Annotated in this window: 16 protein-coding genes; 4 read left to right on the top strand and 12 right to left on the bottom strand. The window is 34.9% G+C overall.

Translation table 11 applies throughout. The features are described 5' to 3' along the window. Positions 1 to 293 precede the first annotated feature (293 nt). Together RQ893_RS04430 and RQ893_RS04425 are read left to right on the top strand one after the other, a co-directional pair. Positions 294 to 1,238 (top strand): hypothetical protein, encoded by a 945-nt coding sequence (locus RQ893_RS04430; protein WP_311481845.1) that lies wholly within the window; start codon positions 294 to 296, stop codon positions 1,236 to 1,238. Positions 1,239 to 1,365: 127 nt separating this feature from the next. Beyond that, positions 1,366 to 1,818 carry a YhcH/YjgK/YiaL family protein gene (locus RQ893_RS04425; RefSeq protein WP_311481844.1) on the top strand — a complete coding sequence of 151 codons (453 nt, stop codon included), beginning with the start codon at positions 1,366 to 1,368 and terminating at the stop codon, positions 1,816 to 1,818. A gap of 76 nt (positions 1,819 to 1,894) precedes the next feature. Here RQ893_RS04425 and RQ893_RS04420 read toward each other — a convergent pair whose 3' ends face one another. Then, a complete protein-coding gene (locus tag RQ893_RS04420; protein ID WP_311481843.1) occupies positions 1,895 to 3,418 on the bottom strand; it encodes an ATP-binding cassette domain-containing protein in 1,524 nt (507 codons plus the stop codon). A gap of 415 nt (positions 3,419 to 3,833) precedes the next feature. On the opposite strand from RQ893_RS04420, the gene RQ893_RS04415 reads away from it, so the two are divergent. After that, complete coding sequence (locus tag RQ893_RS04415) at positions 3,834 to 4,025, top strand: AbrB/MazE/SpoVT family DNA-binding domain-containing protein (protein WP_311481842.1); 192 nt, start codon at positions 3,834 to 3,836, stop codon at positions 4,023 to 4,025. A gap of 398 nt (positions 4,026 to 4,423) precedes the next feature. Continuing rightward, positions 4,424 to 5,656 (top strand): DNA cytosine methyltransferase, encoded by a 1,233-nt coding sequence (locus RQ893_RS04410; protein WP_311481841.1) that lies wholly within the window; start codon positions 4,424 to 4,426, stop codon positions 5,654 to 5,656. On the opposite strand, the gene RQ893_RS04405 is transcribed toward RQ893_RS04410, so the two are convergent. From RQ893_RS04405 to gyrB, 11 genes are all read right to left on the bottom strand, one after another. Beyond that, on the bottom strand, positions 5,646 to 6,407 hold the full coding sequence (locus tag RQ893_RS04405) for a hypothetical protein (RefSeq protein ID WP_311481840.1): 762 nt from the start codon (positions 6,405 to 6,407) through the stop codon (positions 5,646 to 5,648). The genes RQ893_RS04410 and RQ893_RS04405 overlap by 11 nt on opposite strands. 120 nt (positions 6,408 to 6,527) lie before the next feature. Continuing rightward, the gene (locus RQ893_RS04400) at positions 6,528 to 7,574 is read right to left on the bottom strand and encodes a zinc-ribbon domain-containing protein (RefSeq protein ID WP_311481839.1); all 1,047 of its coding nucleotides are present in this window, start codon (positions 7,572 to 7,574) and stop codon (positions 6,528 to 6,530) included. A 93-nt stretch (positions 7,575 to 7,667) separates the two neighbouring features. Further along, on the bottom strand, positions 7,668 to 8,993 hold the full coding sequence (locus RQ893_RS04395; protein WP_311481838.1) for a DUF438 domain-containing protein: 1,326 nt from the start codon (positions 8,991 to 8,993) through the stop codon (positions 7,668 to 7,670). A 97-nt stretch (positions 8,994 to 9,090) separates the two neighbouring features. Then, positions 9,091 to 9,390 (bottom strand): AraC family ligand binding domain-containing protein, encoded by a 300-nt coding sequence (locus tag RQ893_RS04390; protein WP_311481837.1) that lies wholly within the window; start codon positions 9,388 to 9,390, stop codon positions 9,091 to 9,093. 8 nt (positions 9,391 to 9,398) lie between these two features. After that, the gene (locus tag RQ893_RS04385; RefSeq protein ID WP_311481836.1) at positions 9,399 to 10,574 is read right to left on the bottom strand and encodes an iron-containing alcohol dehydrogenase; all 1,176 of its coding nucleotides are present in this window, start codon (positions 10,572 to 10,574) and stop codon (positions 9,399 to 9,401) included. A gap of 89 nt (positions 10,575 to 10,663) precedes the next feature. After that, positions 10,664 to 10,843 carry a hypothetical protein gene (locus RQ893_RS04380; protein ID WP_311481835.1) on the bottom strand — a complete coding sequence of 60 codons (180 nt, stop codon included), beginning with the start codon at positions 10,841 to 10,843 and terminating at the stop codon, positions 10,664 to 10,666. Continuing rightward, positions 10,840 to 11,616, bottom strand: coding sequence for a SigB/SigF/SigG family RNA polymerase sigma factor (locus tag RQ893_RS04375; RefSeq protein WP_311481834.1), 777 nt, complete (start codon positions 11,614 to 11,616; stop codon positions 10,840 to 10,842). Before RQ893_RS04375 ends, RQ893_RS04380 begins: the two co-directional genes overlap by 4 nt. Then, a complete protein-coding gene (locus RQ893_RS04370; protein ID WP_311481833.1) occupies positions 11,609 to 11,950 on the bottom strand; it encodes an anti-sigma regulatory factor in 342 nt (113 codons plus the stop codon). Before RQ893_RS04370 ends, RQ893_RS04375 begins: the two co-directional genes overlap by 8 nt. A 3-nt stretch (positions 11,951 to 11,953) precedes the next feature. Then, positions 11,954 to 12,259: an STAS domain-containing protein gene (locus RQ893_RS04365; protein ID WP_311481832.1), complete on the bottom strand. Its 306-nt coding sequence runs from the start codon at positions 12,257 to 12,259 to the stop codon at positions 11,954 to 11,956. Then, positions 12,252 to 14,699 carry a DNA gyrase subunit A gene (gene gyrA, locus RQ893_RS04360; RefSeq protein ID WP_311481831.1) on the bottom strand — a complete coding sequence of 816 codons (2,448 nt, stop codon included), beginning with the start codon at positions 14,697 to 14,699 and terminating at the stop codon, positions 12,252 to 12,254. Before gyrA ends, RQ893_RS04365 begins: the two co-directional genes overlap by 8 nt. 9 nt (positions 14,700 to 14,708) lie before the next feature. After that, positions 14,709 to 16,610, bottom strand: a complete 1,902-nt coding sequence (gene gyrB / locus RQ893_RS04355) for a DNA topoisomerase (ATP-hydrolyzing) subunit B (RefSeq protein ID WP_311481846.1) — start codon at positions 16,608 to 16,610, stop codon at positions 14,709 to 14,711. Positions 16,611 to 16,638 lie beyond the last annotated feature (28 nt).

Here is a 16,638-nt window from a genome sequence, read left to right as displayed (position 1 = left end):
GAAGTTATAAATAATGTCGAGGCGAGCAGGACAGTTTTATTAATTTTTTTCATTGTCTATTCCCTCTCTTATATTACAATTTAATTACAGTTAGTCTCTATATATTCTAAAATCTATACTTATTATATAATATTTTAGGAAAAAATGCAACAAAAAGGTTACAAATTTGTAAATAATTGTAGGAATCTTCAAAATTTTCCCACAATTTTAGTCCCCACTTTATAAACAAAACAAAAATGGTATCATTAGATATATAAACTTAATAATTATTTGAATAGATAAAGGACGGAAATATGAATAGCAAATCACTAATCCTAGCTCTCACCCTAGGCTTTGTAATCACAGGATGCAAGGACTCTAAAATGCCAGAATCCAAAGTCTCTGAGGAAACTATAGCCAAGGCCCTAGACGGTAAGGTTGACCTAGAAGAAGAAAAAAATAAAGAAGAAGATAAAAAAGAAGATGAAGCCAAAAAAGCTACTGACGAAAACAAAGAAGAACCTAAGTTTGCTGTAACAGGTGAAAACCTTAAAAAAATTATGGTAGACATAGGAGAATTCGCACCATCCCTAGCTAGAAATCTAAACGATGAAGACCTAGTAGCCCTCTATAAAAAATGCGAGAAAACAAGTGAAGATACTGGTTATTGGGACGTAAAAGATTTCTTCTTCCAAGAACTTGCCAAAGAATACCCAGAACAATCACTCAAATTCCCACTTGATTCAATCGAAGAGAAATACAATTGGCAAAAATCTCAAGATGATTCAATAGGTGATAAATTCGAATGGGAAAGAAATCTCATGGTAGAAAATGGCGCAGACTACAACAAAATCTGGTCCTTCTCTGACAAAGAAATCGAAGATGCCTTCCACAAGGCCTACGATAAGGATCCCCTAGTCTACTACAATGATTATGTAAAAATGGCGGCAGAAATCCTAACAGGAACACCAGCTGAAGATAGCGAAGAAAAAGGGGCAGCAGATCCTGAGGCCTACAAAGACCTAATCAAATTCGGCTCTAACGAAAGAGACTACGAAGCCATAAAAGATGCTATGGTAAGCCACTACGAATTTAAAAAGGAAGTCGTAGATAAGATACCAAATAAGGACATCGACCTAGCCTACACCCGTGCCCAAAAACGCCTAGAAGAAACAGGCTTTGGAGATATTGGACTAGTTTTTGACGAGCTCGGCAAACTCTACCCAGGAGCCTCAACCCTCTATACAGGAAAAAACTAAAAATTAACACACGAAAAGACGGGAAATTCCGTCTTTTTTCATAGTTTGAAATTTTTTTTATAATTTTTTATATATAGGCTCTTGTTACAAATAAATTTTCTTGTATATTGACCAAAAAGGAGAAATTATGATACTTGATAATATTAAAAACCTCAAAAAATATGAAAATGTCCATCCTAAAATAAAAGATATAAGAGATTTTTTAGAAAATTTTGACAAATCTGATTTTAAACCAGGCAGAATTGATATAAGCGAAGGACTTTTCGCTTCTGTCCAAGAATATAATAGCCTTCCTTCTGAGGAAAAAGAATTTGAAGTCCACGAAAAATATATAGACCTCCAATATATAGTTTCTGCTTCTGAAAGAATAGACTTTGCCACAAAAGAATCCTATGGCAAAGATTATGACATAGATAAGGACGGAGATTTCTTTTTGACAAACGATATTGAAATTTTTTCGAAACTCGCCCTCGATACAGGTGATTTTGCAATATTTTTCCCGGGCGAATTTCACAAGCCAGGTTGCAGCCTAGAAAATAATATCCAAGTCCACAAAATAGTATTTAAAATTGAAGCTTAATATGAAAAAACTGGTGCAGATTTAAACTTTATTAGAAATCAATTTTCTAACTTGGTTTAACCACCAGTTTTTTATTTTATCTTATTTTTTTAAGTCCAGCTTGATCAAGCTCATAGAGCTCGTCAAAGACTTCTCTTATAAAATCTCTATCATGGGAGACAGCTATTATCGCTCCCTTGTAGGCTTTGAGAGTTTCTATTATTTCCGGCTGGGAAAGAGGGGATAGGTTCCTAGTTGGCTCATCTAAGATTAAGACCTCTGCCCCTTCCATATTCATCTTGGCAAAAAATACCTTAGCTTTTTGACCACCTGATAGGCTTTTTAGGCTTCTAATCATTTCTTCCCTAGAAAAATTTAGGCTACCAAGAAGATTTGAAACCCTTATTTTTTCTTCCTTACTATCTTGCTTTGCAAGGTAGGAAATAGGAGTTTCCTTATCTTTTAAATATTCAAAATAATCTTGGGGCATATATCCTATTTTCAAATCAGAATTTTTTAAGCTTTTATAAATTTCCTTTAAAAGACTAGTCTTACCTGCGCCATTTTTACCTACCATACAAATTTTTTGAGGCCCTCTAACTTGTATATCAATATTTTTAGAAAGCTTTTTTCCTCCGACCCTTAGCTCATCCATTTTAAAATCTAAAACTACTTTGGCTTTGGGAATCTCGATATTATCATCAAAAAATATTCCAATCGCATCCTCAAAATCAGGCCTTGGGGTGAGCTTTTCCTTTTCCTTTTGAAGTCTTTTTTCCAAAGATTTTACAGAAGCCATCTTGTCCTTGAGATTTTTGCCCTCAGCATCATTTTTTGTCGCATTTATGGCGTAGTTTACAGAATTGTAGACCCTTCTGTACCTTTCTTCCTTTTTATCAAATTCTTCTCTTTCTTTGCTTGCCCTTGCATTTTGTATCCTTATTTGATTTTCCCTTTCTTTTATATATGACTCATAGCCACCATTAAATACAGTATGTCTTGGGACTTGTCGCCTGTGAACTTGCTCCAAGTGGACAAGCCTATTTGCAACCTCCCTCAAAAGAGCTGGGTCATGGGAAACAAAAATCAAAGGAATTTCCATATTTTTCATAAGATCGGTAATAATTTTAACCGATTCATAATCCAAGTCATTGGTCGGTTCATCAAATAAAAATAAAGTCGGATCTTTTAAAAGTTCAAACAAAAGAAGGATTTTAACTCTTTCCCCGCCTGACAAATCCGATAATTTTATGTCTCCAAAAATCAAATCTTCATCCAGACCAAAATCATCCAAATACTTGTAAAATTTATTATAATCTATAAGGCTTGGGTTAATAACATTGTTCATGTAGTCGTGAGCTGTCATTGCCAAGAATTTTTCATCAAGGCCTTGGGGAAGATAGGCTATAATTTCGCCTTTTTTGTGGATTTCTCCTCTTATTTGAGCATAAGTTTCAACTTCTCCCCTATCAACTATAGTCTTTAAAAGAATCGACTTGCCATTACCCTCTTCACCAATAAGACCTATCTTATCGCCTGGATTTAAGGCTAGGTTGAAATTTTCCAATAATTTTCTATCATCTTTAATCAAAGTTATGTCTAAGTTTTTTATCTGTAACATATATCCTCCTAGGACGATATGCCACATATGAATAATATTTACCACAAAAATAGTCCGTCCTAAGTGAACAGACCTATCCTAAAAGAATAATCTCATCCACAATATGGCATACCAAAACACACCAAGGAAAATCCCTGGTAAAATCAGTATCTCTTTCCATATTGCTTATAAAATCATTTCTCTATATTTCTCCTTATTTGTTTATGTGATTACTATACCATTTTAATAATAATTACAAAATATTTAATCCCTTAATAAAATTATAGTGCGCTTTGCATTTAATATATAGTTGACTTTGCATAAATTGACTTGTAATTTTTATGTTATAATTTACTTAATAGAACCTCTGCGTGCTTATTTCAGTTTTCATACATGCGGATCACGGAGAGAGTTTTTTTGTATAAGGAGAAAGCTTATGGACTTAAATCAAGGAAATAAATTTGAAGTGAAAGATGATAAGGAAAAATTTGTACCAGTTACAACCTATTCAGAACGTTTCATAAAGAAATTAAAAAATGAAGTAAAAGAAATCGAAAACTCAATAAAAAATGGCAAAACTCCTATTTTTGATTCTATTGACTCTCTTTTTGAAAAGTTAGATAAGTAAAGAATTGATATTCCTATTAGATATATGACACCACGATATTTTGGATAAATTTTAAGGTGATGATCAGAATATATGTTCTGATTCATCACATCTGTTTTTTAACTGATTTATTATTATTTTTAACTCCTAAATTTTAAAGATTTTAACTCCCAGCTTAATAAAAATTTCTACGAGCTTGAACTAGCAAATTTCGAATAATTTTATTTCAGACTTAGGTGAATAAGTCTAAATCTTAATACTAGAGCCACAATTCTTTATTTTTTAATACGTAAATTTCATTAATTAATACGAAAATTCTTACATCAATTATTTATATAATATCAATTTTTAAAAGCAAAACTTGCTTTTATTGGCTAAATGTTGTAAAATTTATATAGTAATAGAATTGGAGGTTAGCAGTGAAAAAATTAAATGTAATATCTCTTTTCTCTGGAGCCGGAGGCATGGATTTAGGATTTATAAAGGCAGGTTTCGAAATAATATGGGCAAATGATTTTGAAAAAGATGCCGTTGAAACATATAAATTTAACATAGGAACTCACATTCTTTTAGATGACATAAGGAATATAGACTCTAACGAAATACCTGGTGATGATGTAGATGTTGTAATTGGTGGATTTCCATGCCAAGGTTTTAGCATCGCAAATACTGGTAGAAATATGAAAGATGAGAGGAATTTTTTATACCAAGAACTTTTAAGAATAATTAAGGATAAGAATCCCAAATTTTTTGTAGCAGAAAATGTTAAGGGACTTTTATCTATGGAAAAAGGTCGAGTTATCGATATGATAATGAATGACTTTAGCTCAATTGGTTATAATGTTGATTATAGAATTTTAAATGCATCAGATTATGGGGTACCTCAAAATAGGGAAAGAGTAATCATTATTGGTAATAGATTCGGATTAAAAAATCCATTTCCTAAACCAACTCATGGAGAAGGTTTAAAAGAAAAAGTCACCACTAAAGAAGCCATAGGTTTTCTTTCAAAAATAGATATTGTAAATGGTATGATAAAGGAAACAATTAATGTAGATGGTAGATTGATTCATAACCACATCGCTTCTACAAATGTGGCCGATAAATTTTTTGGCAGAAAATACGATGTTAACCAAGAAGACATTTGTGACTATCTTAAATATTGGAGGAGTAAGTCCAACTGGAGTGTAAGTGAGATCGACAAGCATTTTGGATACAAATACACTGCAGGACACTGGTTTAGAAATGATAATAATTCTGGAAGTATACCAAAACCTGAAGATTGGTGGGAATTAAAAAAAATTTTAAAATTCGATGATAGATATGACAAAGAGGTAACAACCTTTATAGAAAAACCCATAAAATATGAGCAATCTTTGAGAATAACTAACTGGGATACTCCTAGTGATACTATAACTGCTACCTCACCAGAAATTCACGTAAACAAAAAAAGAAGACTATCTGCTAGAGAGTGTGCTATTCTTCAAACATTTCCAGATGAATTTGTTTTTAAAGGAAGTCTGAATTCTATATATAGACAAATTGGAAATGCAGTCCCCGTTACACTGGCAACTAAAATAGCTGGTGAAATCAAAAAATCAATACTTAAATTAGATGAAGTTGAATATCACCAGCTTTCCTTTAGTATATAATGGAGTCGTAAGAATCCTCATATAATTTTAATTTACTTTTTAAAGATTCATCCATATTTTTGTTAAAATATACAACTTTAATCCTGCTTGGACTATTAGGTATGAGCTCAAATTTATTCACTTCATTTATATTGAATCTAGCTTTTCCTGGATTTTTTCCCGCCCTCAATGGTCTATTTCCATAATGTTTAAATAGCTTACCATTCGGCATTGAGTCAATAGAAATTACGTTTATATCAAGCGTTTCCTTATCATACAATATAGTTATAAAGTATGATAAACAAATTTTCTGATTATCCTTTCCTTCATTATAAAAAGTTGGTAAGTTAGGGGTATATTCTTCTTTTGCCCCTCCTTGCTTTTCTATAGTACCTCTATAGCTATTCTGATTTTCACCAACAAATATTGAACTAGTAAAATCTCCTAAATTATCCATATTTACTGTCTTCAAATCTATGTGAATAAAGGCATCCTCAACCTCAAAAAACATATCTGAGCCAACTGGACAAGAATTGGGATCACCTATACCTTTACCATTTATAAGAGCATAAACAATTCTTTCAGCCCCAACCGAAAAATCGCTAATACCTTCTCCGTATAATCCATACCAGTCATCTTTTATTTTCTCTTTTGTTCTAAAACCTAAGAACATCTCGTCTTCAGCATATTTAAGAAAAAAATAATATTTCATCAAATATTTTAATTCAATTTCTTCTATACTTCTTAAAAATTCTCTTTCCTTATCATCCATAAAATCTCCATCCTTATTAAATATTGATTTTTATATATTGAATTGTATATACAATATAAAAAACAATATTACTTTAACTATTAACAATTTAGAATACTTGATTTTTTTATTGTAAATTTTTTATCTAAATTCCCCTGTTATTAGTTTTGAAGATATCCAACCACCTTCGATTTTTAGCCAGTATCTGCCTCCGTCGTTTATTACTTCTTCGCAGTGGACCTTATCTCCGTTGTTGACATAGCCTGCCACGCCTGAGTCTAGGTTTGGTTCGGTTCTGACTTCTCCCATATTGGCGTCAATTTTTAAGTCTTTATTCAAAAAGTCTGCTTCCTTATAAACTTCTGTATAAGATGGGTTACCGTCTTGGCCGTAGGAATTGTTTGCTCTTAGCTCTTCTAGGTCATATTTTTCTGCAAGTGCTCTTCTGTTTGCCCTAGCTTCTTTTCCATCAGCCTTTTCACTTTTATTTTCACTTGTTTTTTCAGTATCTTCTGTAGACTTTTCTTCTGAATTTTTCTTTTCAGCGTCGGCTGATTTTTCTTTGCCTAGGTCAAGGTCTTCCAGACTAGGATTATCACTTTTGAGTTTTTCCTTTATCTCTGCTAGACTTTTAGATTCTGGCAAAAGGTCTGCATAGGTGTCTGCAAGCTTCTTTGCTTCTTTATAGTCTTCATCTTTTGCCGCTTTTATGATATCTTCTATAATATTTTTTTCTATTTCAGCTAATTTATCTTGACCTTTTTTATAGTAATCACCAGCTTCTTTTGGTATTGCTTTAAGGATTTCTATAGCTTTTTGATAGTCCTTGTTTTTTATTATTTCATCACTGGTTGTTAGGGCTTGGTCATATAGGTCTTTATTTTCCTCAAGAGATGTTTCGACCTTGGTATCTTTAGCCATTTCCTTCTCTGCTCCCATCTTAAAAAAGTAAGATAAGACTATGAAGATAACAGCAAAGGCCATTGCTGATCCTAATATTAGACCATAAGTCATTAGGTCCTTATCTTTGGATCTTTGCCTTTGTCTTTGACTACGTTTTTGACTTTCTTCCTTAGAAATTTTTACTTTTTCATTTTCTTTATTCTTGTAGTCTTCAAGGCTTGCCCCACAGGACTCGCATACCTTGGCCTCGTCTTTGTTTTCATGGCCACATTTTTTACAAATCATATTCCCTCCCGTTTATTATCATATCTTAACTGTTTATATTATATCATAAAATTTGATAAAAACTTAACTTAACAAATATAATCCTTCTGTATTTTATTTTTTCTTAGTTAGGAACTCTTTATAAAAACTTAAATCTTGAACTGTTTCTAGTACCCCTTTATAAACTCCATCCTTATCCCTTACCGCATAATAGGAAATGGCAAAGTCTATTCCCTTAATATTTCTTATAAGTTTAAAGTTGTCTTTTTTTCCTTCTTTAAATTCCTTTATTAAATTCCTTACAATCGGCTCTACTTGTGGTGGATGGCAATAATATACTTCCCTACCTAAGGATGATTCTGGCCTTTTGAAAATTTTCTTGCCCTTATGGTTATTGTAATAAGAGCTTATATCATTTTCATCTACATAAGTTATCTCTATTTCCATGGTATCCAACATAGCTTCTAATTGATCTAATCTCATTTTTCCCTTTGAAAAATTGATATATCCGTTATCATAAATAGAAGTCTTCAATTTTTCTTGTTTTCCATAAGATACGAGGTTATGGTCGTAGTCTCCTAGGTCCTTATAAAGGAGTTTTAAATCTTCATCACTCATTTTTTCAAAAACTAGGGGATAAAGAATATTTTCTTCCTTATAAGTCATCTCTTCAGCCCTTTTTATACTTGCTAATAGCAAATCTTTTTTGCCAAGTTTGATGGCTTTTTTTATATTATTGGCAATTTCTATATCCACAGCCCACATTACATCTGATGGTCCTGGTGTATTATATTTTGCTTTTAGGATTGGGTAAATCAAATCACCTTTTTTCCTATAATGTTCAAAAACTTTATTGATATCCTCTCCTAGGTTCTCATCATTTGCTATAGCCTCTTCAGCGACCTCTAAAATCTTTTTTACCTCATTATTTTCCCTGGCAAAATAATCTAGAAAAGATTCTTTTTCGTAGCTTTTAGGAGAATCCTCACTTTCAATTTTCCCGTGAAATAAGGCAGAATGAACATCACACAATTTTCTCACTTCATCCTTATCCACACCAGCAGCCAGCAATTCTTCCTCTGCATCCATAATTTCCGCAGAAGAAACCCCTTCAAAATTTTTCTTAAAATCATCTCTCACATCTTCCAAGTCTTCTCCATTAGAAAGTCTAGTTAGGTAAGATTTTATTAGTTCTTTTCTTTTTAAAACCTCTGGATTTTGTGAAGAATCACAAATTTCATAACCAAGCTCCTCTAATTTTTCCTTATAATCGCTAATCCCCATCAGCTTAGCCCCACGTTTGAGAGAAACTTTTTTCGCCAAACTTTTCACCATAAGAGGATTTTTAAGACCTGTAAAACCAATACTTATCAGATCTTCCTTTAATTTATCATCATCTTTGATTAGGTCATAAACAACATTATTAATATCAATTTTCATAACATCACTCCTTATGATTATTATACATCCATAGATAATGATAATCAGTAACATTTGTTACGCTTTGAAAATATTCTTACTTTTTATGAATATGAGATTATTTTAGGAAAATACATAGCCAGACAGCATGGTCTTGCTTTATTACCCTGTGGACTTGGTGGGGGTGGATGGGGAGGAGATCTCCTTCTTTTAAGTTTATTATTTCACCTTCGATTTCTAGGGTTGCGCTTCCTTTTTCAATTTTGACAATTTCTAACTCTTCCTGGTCATAATAATCTGTAACTTGATTAAAGGAGCTAATTCTAATTATTTTTATCTTTTCATTTTCAAAAATGGTTTCTTCTATTTCCCTATCTTTGGAAAAGGCTAGGTTATCGAAAATATTATATATCTTCATATTTACCATTAGTCTTCTAGGCACATTTTATAAATTTTCTTAACATCAGCTGGTTTTAAGTCTATGAAGCCTTTTTTTACGCCATCTTTACCACAAGCCTTTATGCTCATTTCATCGAAGTGTTCTTCATCTATGCCGATTTTTGTAAGATTTGATTCAAGGCCTAGGTCTTTAAATAAAAATCCCCTAACTTTCTCTATGGTTTGCCTTGCGATTTCCATTGAGTCTTGGTCCTTATCGATGTCAAAGACATTTACTCCAAGGTCTACAAATTTATGGACTGTTTTTTCGCTTAGGGTGTATTCCATCCACCTTGGGGTGAGTATGGCAAGACCCAAACCGTGAGTAATATCATAGAAGGCTGATAGCTCATGCTCTATTGGATGAACTGTCCAAGCAGCCTTGCTTGAATCTGATATAAATCCATTTATAGCCCATGATGATGCCCACATAAGGTTGGCTCTGGCTTCGTAATTTTCTGGATCTTTTATGGCAATTGGTCCATATTTGATTACAGTTTTCATCAAAGCTTCCATTATCCTATCTAGCATAAACATGGTTCCATCAACATTGAAATAAGTTTCAAAAATGTGTGATAAAATATCTGCTGAACCCGCTGCTGTTTGAAATTTTGGGACTGAATAGGTGAGCTCTGGATTTAAAAAAGATACCTTTGGCCTGGTGTCGGCATGGCCTGATGATAACTTTTCTTTTGTTTCCGGATTTGTAATCACCCCACCACAGTCCATTTCAGAGCCTGTTGCCGCCATGGTTAGGACTGTTAAAAATGGGAGGGCTGGGCTCATTGGTTTTTTCTCTGAAATAAATTCCCATGGGTCAAAATCTGCCATAGCCCCTGCTGCCATAAATTTAGCTGCATCTATGGTTGAACCACCGCCTACAGCAAGGATAGCTCCTATACCATTCTCCTTTATTATCCTGACTCCTTCTCTGACAGAATTTATCCTTGGATTTGGCTGGATGCCTCCTAGTTCAAAAACTTCTATTCCAACTTCCTCAAGCTCTTTAATTACCTTGTCATAAACTCCATTTTTCTTAATGGATCCACCGCCGTAGGTCAAAAGAATTTTGTCAGTGTATTTTTTTGCCTCTTCTCCTATGTAATCTAGGGCGTCTGTTCCAAAATGAATCCTTGTTCCTATATCGTAAGTAAAATTATTCATAAAAACTCCTCTCTTTTCCATATTTTTACCCAGTTTAGAAAATTTTCCATGAAAAAACTCCTTCCATTTTACGGAAAGAGTTCTGTATTTTAAATATATTTTATTTTGCACTTATCTTCTATACCTGTACTTAGGATTAGAAAGCCGATGCCTAGACCTGTCACAAGTCCCCTTGCAAGGTCTGGCAAGGCAGACTTTTGTCCTAAAATTAGTGCTAGGCTTATAAGGGCTAGTCCTATTATCATATAGGCTTTGTTATTTTTTATCAATTTTCAGCCATCCTTTCAAATTCTATGGAGAATTTATTTAGGATTTTTTTCTCAAGTCTTGATACAGTCATCTGGCTTATGTCTAAGCTTTCTGCTATATCAACCTGGGTTCTACCCTCATAATACCTAAGTTCAAGGATTTCTTTTTCAAGGTCAGTTAGCCTTTCCTTGGATTTTTCGATCAAGTCTTTTAACTCGATTGAATCAAAATTTTTATCTTCTTCACCAATGATTTCTGAAAGGTCAACAGCATTCTCTCCCTTTTGGACTGTATATTTCATATCCAAAGACTGAGGGGTATAGACCTTGCTTGCTTCCATTGTTTCTAGAATAGTTTCCTCATCTTCTCCGAGATAATCTGCTATATCAGCTATGGTAGGAACTCTTTGGAGTTCTTGGGGAAGGATTTTTTTGGCAACATTTATCTTTTTGTAAAGATTTTGTATACGCCTTGGCACCCTTATAACCCAGCCCTTATCCCTAAAATATCTCTTTAGCTCGCCCATTATAGTTGGGGTTGCAAAGGATGAAAAGGCATAGCCCTTAGACGGGTCAAAGCGGTCTACAGCATTTATAAGTCCCAAGCTTGCCACCTGGTAGAGGTCGTCTTTTTCTATTCCCTTGCCCACGTATTTATTTGATAAAATATCAACTATATACATGTGTTCTTCGATTAATTCATCCCTTAATTTCTTATCACGAGTCTTGTGGAATTCTTCGAATTTCTTATTTATTTCGTCCTTATACTCTTGGCTGGCATTTGGCTTAGGCATGAGTCTTCCTCATAGTTATTCTTAAAAGCTCGCCATCGGTTTCAATTTCATCTGCAAGGGCAGCAAGAATTGCATCCCTCATGGCGAGGGCCCTAACATCATCATTTTTATCCTTGCCAACCACTTCCAAGGCGAGGGAGGAATCCCCCACAAGGAAGTTGAGATTTAGTCCATCTTGGCCCATCTTATAATTGATTGCCTCGCTTACTAGGACCTTTAAGTCTTCAATTTGTTCTATATTGAAATTAAGTTCTGAACCAAGGCCTGCCACAAAAAGCCTAATTGACTTTTGGTATTTTTTGTTGGCTGGGATTTTTATAGAAATCTTATCCATGTTCTACTCCATATTAAAGACGTCTGTTAGGTCTGTAATTTTAAATAGTTTTAGGATATTTTCCTTAGGATTTATTATAGAAACTGACCTATCTTTTTCCTTGGCTAATTTATAAATTTTCATAAATAAACCCAGACCTGTAGAATCCAAGTAATCAAGATCTTTTATATCTATTACTAGATCCTTATCGGCGTTTTCGATTTCTTTTTCAATAAAGCTTCTAAATTCATCTTCAGCATAGATGTCCAAGTCGCCTTTTATTTCTACAAGTAAAAATTTTTCCTTATCGTAAATCTTACTTTCAAACATCTTTTTCCTCATCTTCCAAAATGTTGTCATAGGTTGTAACTGAAACTATAGCATCTTCTTCATTTTCTAGATTTTTAAGCTTTACGCCCATGGTATTTCTACCTGTAGTTGAGATATCTCTAGCTGCGAGCCTTATCATATCTCCTTTTTTAGATACCATCATGATATCTGTATCAAGGTCTACTGGAAGAGTGTCAACAACTTTGCCAGTCTTTTCATTTACCTTATGGCACCTTACACCCTTACCTCCCCTGTTTTGGTTCTTGAAATTGTTAAAGGTGGTCTTTTTACCAAAGCCATTTCTTGTTACAACTAAAAGATAGGTCTCATCACCCTTGATATTCATGCTTACAACTGAATCACCCTTATCAAGTCTAATTGCCCTAACACCTACGGCAGTTCTACCCATGGTTCTAACATCTTTCGTATTAAATTGAATAGTCATACCATTTTGAGTTGAAATAATTAATTCCTCGTCCTTTTCAATTTGTCTAACAGAAATTAACTTGTCCCCTTCTTTTAGGGAAATTGCTATGATGCCGTTTCTTCTAATATTGGTGAAGTTTTCTGCATCTGTTTTCTTTATTTGTCCCTGTTTGGTTTGAAGAACTAATTGGCTGTTTTTACCAAGCTCAGAAAGGGTCATCATTTCTGTTATCTTTTCACCAGTTTCTAGGTTTAAGATGTTTATGATAGCTTGACCTCTTGAAGTACGGCTTCCTTCTGGAATCTTGTAGGCTTCTAGGGAATAAACCTTGCCCAAGGATGTAAAGAATAATAAATCTTCATGGGTATTGGTTGTAATTATCTTTTTGATGAAGTCACCTTCCTTGGTATTGCCAGCAGCGATTCCCTTGCCGCCCCTGTTTTGAACCTTGTAGGTATCAATAGGAAGTCTCTTTATATAACCATCCTTAGTTAGGTTTATTAAGATATCTTCTTCTTCGATAAGTTCGGTTATATCAAGCTCGCCCTCATCTGGAACAATCTTTGTACGTCTTTCGTCAGCGTATTTTTCCTTGATTTCTGTTATTTCATCAATTATTAGGTTGATCAAGTTTTCTTCAGAATTTAGGATTGAAAGTAAGTATTCAATTGTCTCTGCAAGTTCCTTATTTTCTGCATTTAGCTTTTCAATTTCAAGACCTGATAGGCGTTTTAATTGCATATCCAAAATAGCTTGAGATTGGGCATCTGATAATTTATACCTATCAAAGAAAATCTTTTTAATCTGGTCATTGTCATAAGAAGATCTGATGATTTTTATTATCTCATCTATGTGGTCAATGGCAATAATCAAACCTTCAACTATGTGTTTTCTCTCACGAGCCTTGGATAGGTCGAAGTTAGTCCTTCTTGTTACCACTTCTTTTTGGTGGTCAATATAGTATTCGATTAGTTCTTTGAGGTTTAAAATCTTTGGCTCACCATTAACTAAGGCTAGGTTTATGATACCAAAGGTATTTTCTAGTTGGGTGTATTTGTAGAGGTTGTTTAGGACAATATTAGCGTTGGAATCTCTCTTGATTTCAACGACAATCCTCATTCCCTTCCTATCAGATTCATCTCTTATATCGGAAATTCCATCTATTCTTTTTTCCTTAACAAGGTCGGCAATTTTTTCGATTAACCTTGCCTTATTTACTTGGTAAGGAATTTCTGAAATTATAATTCTTTCCCTGTTTTTCTTAAATGGTTCGATTCTCGCTACTGCTCTTTGCTTAATCTTGCCTCTGCCTGTCATGTAGGCATCTTTGATGCCGGATTTACCTAAAATAAGGGCACCGGTTGGGAAATCTGGTCCAGGAATAATTTTAATTAGGTCATCAATTTCAATTTCAGGATTTCTCATGTAGGCAATGCAAGCGTCAATGGCTTCGCCTAGGTTGTGTGGAGCCATATTGGTTGCCATACCTACGGCTATACCATTTGACCCATTTACTAAAAGATTTGGAAACCTTGAAGGAAGGACAGATGGCTCCATCTCTTCGCCATCGAAGTTTGGAACAAAATCTACTGTATCCTTACCTATATCTCTTAGCATCTCTTTGGCAATCTTGCTCATCCTTACTTCTGTGTAACGCATGGCAGCAGCTTGATCGCCATCTATAGAACCAAAGTTACCCTGACCTTGGGCTAGTGGGTACCTGGTTGAAAAGTCTTGGGCAAGCCTTACTAGGGCATCGTATATTGCAGAGTCACCGTGAGGGTGGAATTTACCCATTACATCGCCGACAACCCTGGCTGATTTTCTGGTTGGTTTATTTGGATCAAGGCCCAGCTGTTGCATACCGTAGAGGATTCTCCTGTGAACAGGCTTTAATCCATCACGCACATCCGGTAGGGCCCTTGATACTATTACAGACATCGAATATTCAAGATAAGATGTCTTCATCTTTTTTTCGAGGTCTATATTAATTATGTTTTGATTTTCAGTCATTTAAGCCTCCTATACGTCTATATCTGTAACGTACTTGGCATTTTCCTGGATAAAGTTACGTCTAGGCTCAACTTTTTCTCCCATTAATAGTGAGAATGTGTCATCTGTGGTTGTAGATTCCAAGTCTTCTTCTACTCTCAAAAGCACTCGCCTATCTGGATCCATAGTTGTTTCCCAAAGCTGTTCGGCGTTCATCTCACCAAGACCCTTATACCTGTTTATCTTGAAAGTCGCATCGCCTAGTTCTTTGATGTACTTATCCTTTTCATCATCGGAATACACATATCTTTCCTTCTTGCCCTGGCTAATCCTGTATAAAGGTGGAAGGGCAACATAAACATGGCCTTCGTCGATTAAATCTTTCATGTACCTGTAGAAGAAAGTGAGGAGCAAGGTCCTAATGTGGGCCCCGTCCACGTCCGCATCGGTCATAATTATAATCTTGCCGTAACGGAGTTTTGATATGTCAAATTCCTTGCCAATGCCTGTACCAAAGGCTGTTATCATATTTTTAATTTCTTCTGAATTTAAAACCTTGTCTAGGTGGGCCTTTTCTACATTCATAATCTTGCCCCTGAGTGGGAGTATAGCTTGAATCCTATTATCTCTACCACCCTTAGCAGAACCACCCGCAGAATTACCCTCGACTATGAAGATTTCATTTTCAGAAATATCTGTAGATTGGCAGTCGGCAAGCTTGCCTGGAAGGGTTGCAGAATCGAGAATTGACCTTTTTCTTGTAAGGTCTCTCGCCTTTCTAGCTGCCTCTCTCGCACGCCTGCTTGCAAGGGCCTTGTCAATTATAGACTTGGCTGGTTTTGGATTTTCCTCAAGGAAGGCTGTTAGGTGTTCTGATACATAAGAATCTACAACTCCTCTTACCTCAGAATTTCCAAGCTTAGACTTGGTTTGGCCTTCAAATTGTGGATCAGATATCTTTACAGATATAATCGCTGTAAGGCCTTCTCTAATATCCTCACCTTGTAGGTTTTCCTCATTGTCTTTTATAAAATTATATTTTCTAGCATAGTCATTTACAGTTCTTGTAAGCGATGACCTAAGACCTGAAAGGTGGGTACCACCCTCTGGGGTTTGAATATTATTGGCGTAGGATAAGATATTTTCGCTATAGCTATCTGTATATTGGAAGGCAAATTCTACTTCTACCCCTTCTTGATCTCCATCAAAATGTGGAATCATCTCCATGATCGGGTCTTTATTGCGGTTTAAAAAGGCAACAAACTCTGAAATCCCACCTTCAAACTTAAAGGAAGTCTTGAAATCTTCTCTTTCATCTTCAAATCGGATTTCTACTCCCTTATTTAAAAATGCCATTTCCCTAAACCTATTTTCTAGAATTGATCTTTCAAAAATAGTTGTGTCAAAAATTTCCCCATCTGGTTTGAAGGTGATTTTTGTACCTGTTTCTGTGGTATCACCGATTACTTCTATATCTTTTGTAACTTCGCCTCTAGCAAATTCCATCTTGTAGATGTGGCCATCTCTTTTTACTTCTGCTATGAGATATTCTGATAGGGCGTTTACTACTGATACACCAACACCATGCAGACCTCCGGAAACCTTGTAGGCAGAGTCGTCAAACTTACCACCTGCGTGGAGGACTGTAAGGACTGTCTCAAGGGTTGACTTGTGAGTTGTTGGGTGTTCCTTAACAGGGATACCAGATCCGTCATCTTCAACACTTACCACATTATCCTTATTTATAGTTACCTTTATGTAGTCACAACGACCAGCTAGGGCCTCGTCTACTGAGTTATCCACAACCTCGTAAACAAGATGGTGGAGTCCTCTTGAACTTGTTGAGCCGATATACATACCAGGTCTTAGTCTAACAGGCTCTAGTCCCTCCAAGACCCTGATATTACCAGCATCATAATTGTTTTCTGTCATATTTATCCTTTCTAATCCTGCCATCCTT

Origin of the sequence: uncultured Anaerococcus sp., from assembly GCF_963510915.1 — a bacterium.
Taxonomy (GTDB): domain Bacteria; phylum Bacillota; class Clostridia; order Tissierellales; family Peptoniphilaceae; genus Anaerococcus.
Note: the sequence above shows the minus strand (reverse complement) of the source record. Positions and strands in the feature narration are given on the sequence as shown.

Coding starts and splice junctions, on each gene's coding strand:
- RQ893_RS04405 (WP_311481840.1), bottom strand. CDS start 6,407: ATGGATGATAAGGAAAGAGAATTTTTAAGAAGTATAGAAGAAATTGAA.
- RQ893_RS04430 (WP_311481845.1), top strand. CDS start 294: ATGAATAGCAAATCACTAATCCTAGCTCTCACCCTAGGCTTTGTAATC.
- RQ893_RS04415 (WP_311481842.1), top strand. CDS start 3,834: ATGGACTTAAATCAAGGAAATAAATTTGAAGTGAAAGATGATAAGGAA.
- RQ893_RS04370 (WP_311481833.1), bottom strand. CDS start 11,950: ATGGATAAGATTTCTATAAAAATCCCAGCCAACAAAAAATACCAAAAG.
- RQ893_RS04375 (WP_311481834.1), bottom strand. CDS start 11,616: ATGCCTAAGCCAAATGCCAGCCAAGAGTATAAGGACGAAATAAATAAG.
- RQ893_RS04395 (WP_311481838.1), bottom strand. CDS start 8,993: ATGAAAATTGATATTAATAATGTTGTTTATGACCTAATCAAAGATGAT.
- RQ893_RS04400 (WP_311481839.1), bottom strand. CDS start 7,574: ATGATTTGTAAAAAATGTGGCCATGAAAACAAAGACGAGGCCAAGGTA.
- RQ893_RS04365 (WP_311481832.1), bottom strand. CDS start 12,259: ATGTTTGAAAGTAAGATTTACGATAAGGAAAAATTTTTACTTGTAGAA.
- gyrB (WP_311481846.1), bottom strand. CDS start 16,610: ATGACAGAAAACAATTATGATGCTGGTAATATCAGGGTCTTGGAGGGA.
- RQ893_RS04425 (WP_311481844.1), top strand. CDS start 1,366: ATGATACTTGATAATATTAAAAACCTCAAAAAATATGAAAATGTCCAT.
- RQ893_RS04420 (WP_311481843.1), bottom strand. CDS start 3,418: ATGTTACAGATAAAAAACTTAGACATAACTTTGATTAAAGATGATAGA.
- RQ893_RS04385 (WP_311481836.1), bottom strand. CDS start 10,574: ATGAATAATTTTACTTACGATATAGGAACAAGGATTCATTTTGGAACA.
- RQ893_RS04390 (WP_311481837.1), bottom strand. CDS start 9,390: ATGAAGATATATAATATTTTCGATAACCTAGCCTTTTCCAAAGATAGG.
- gyrA (WP_311481831.1), bottom strand. CDS start 14,699: ATGACTGAAAATCAAAACATAATTAATATAGACCTCGAAAAAAAGATG.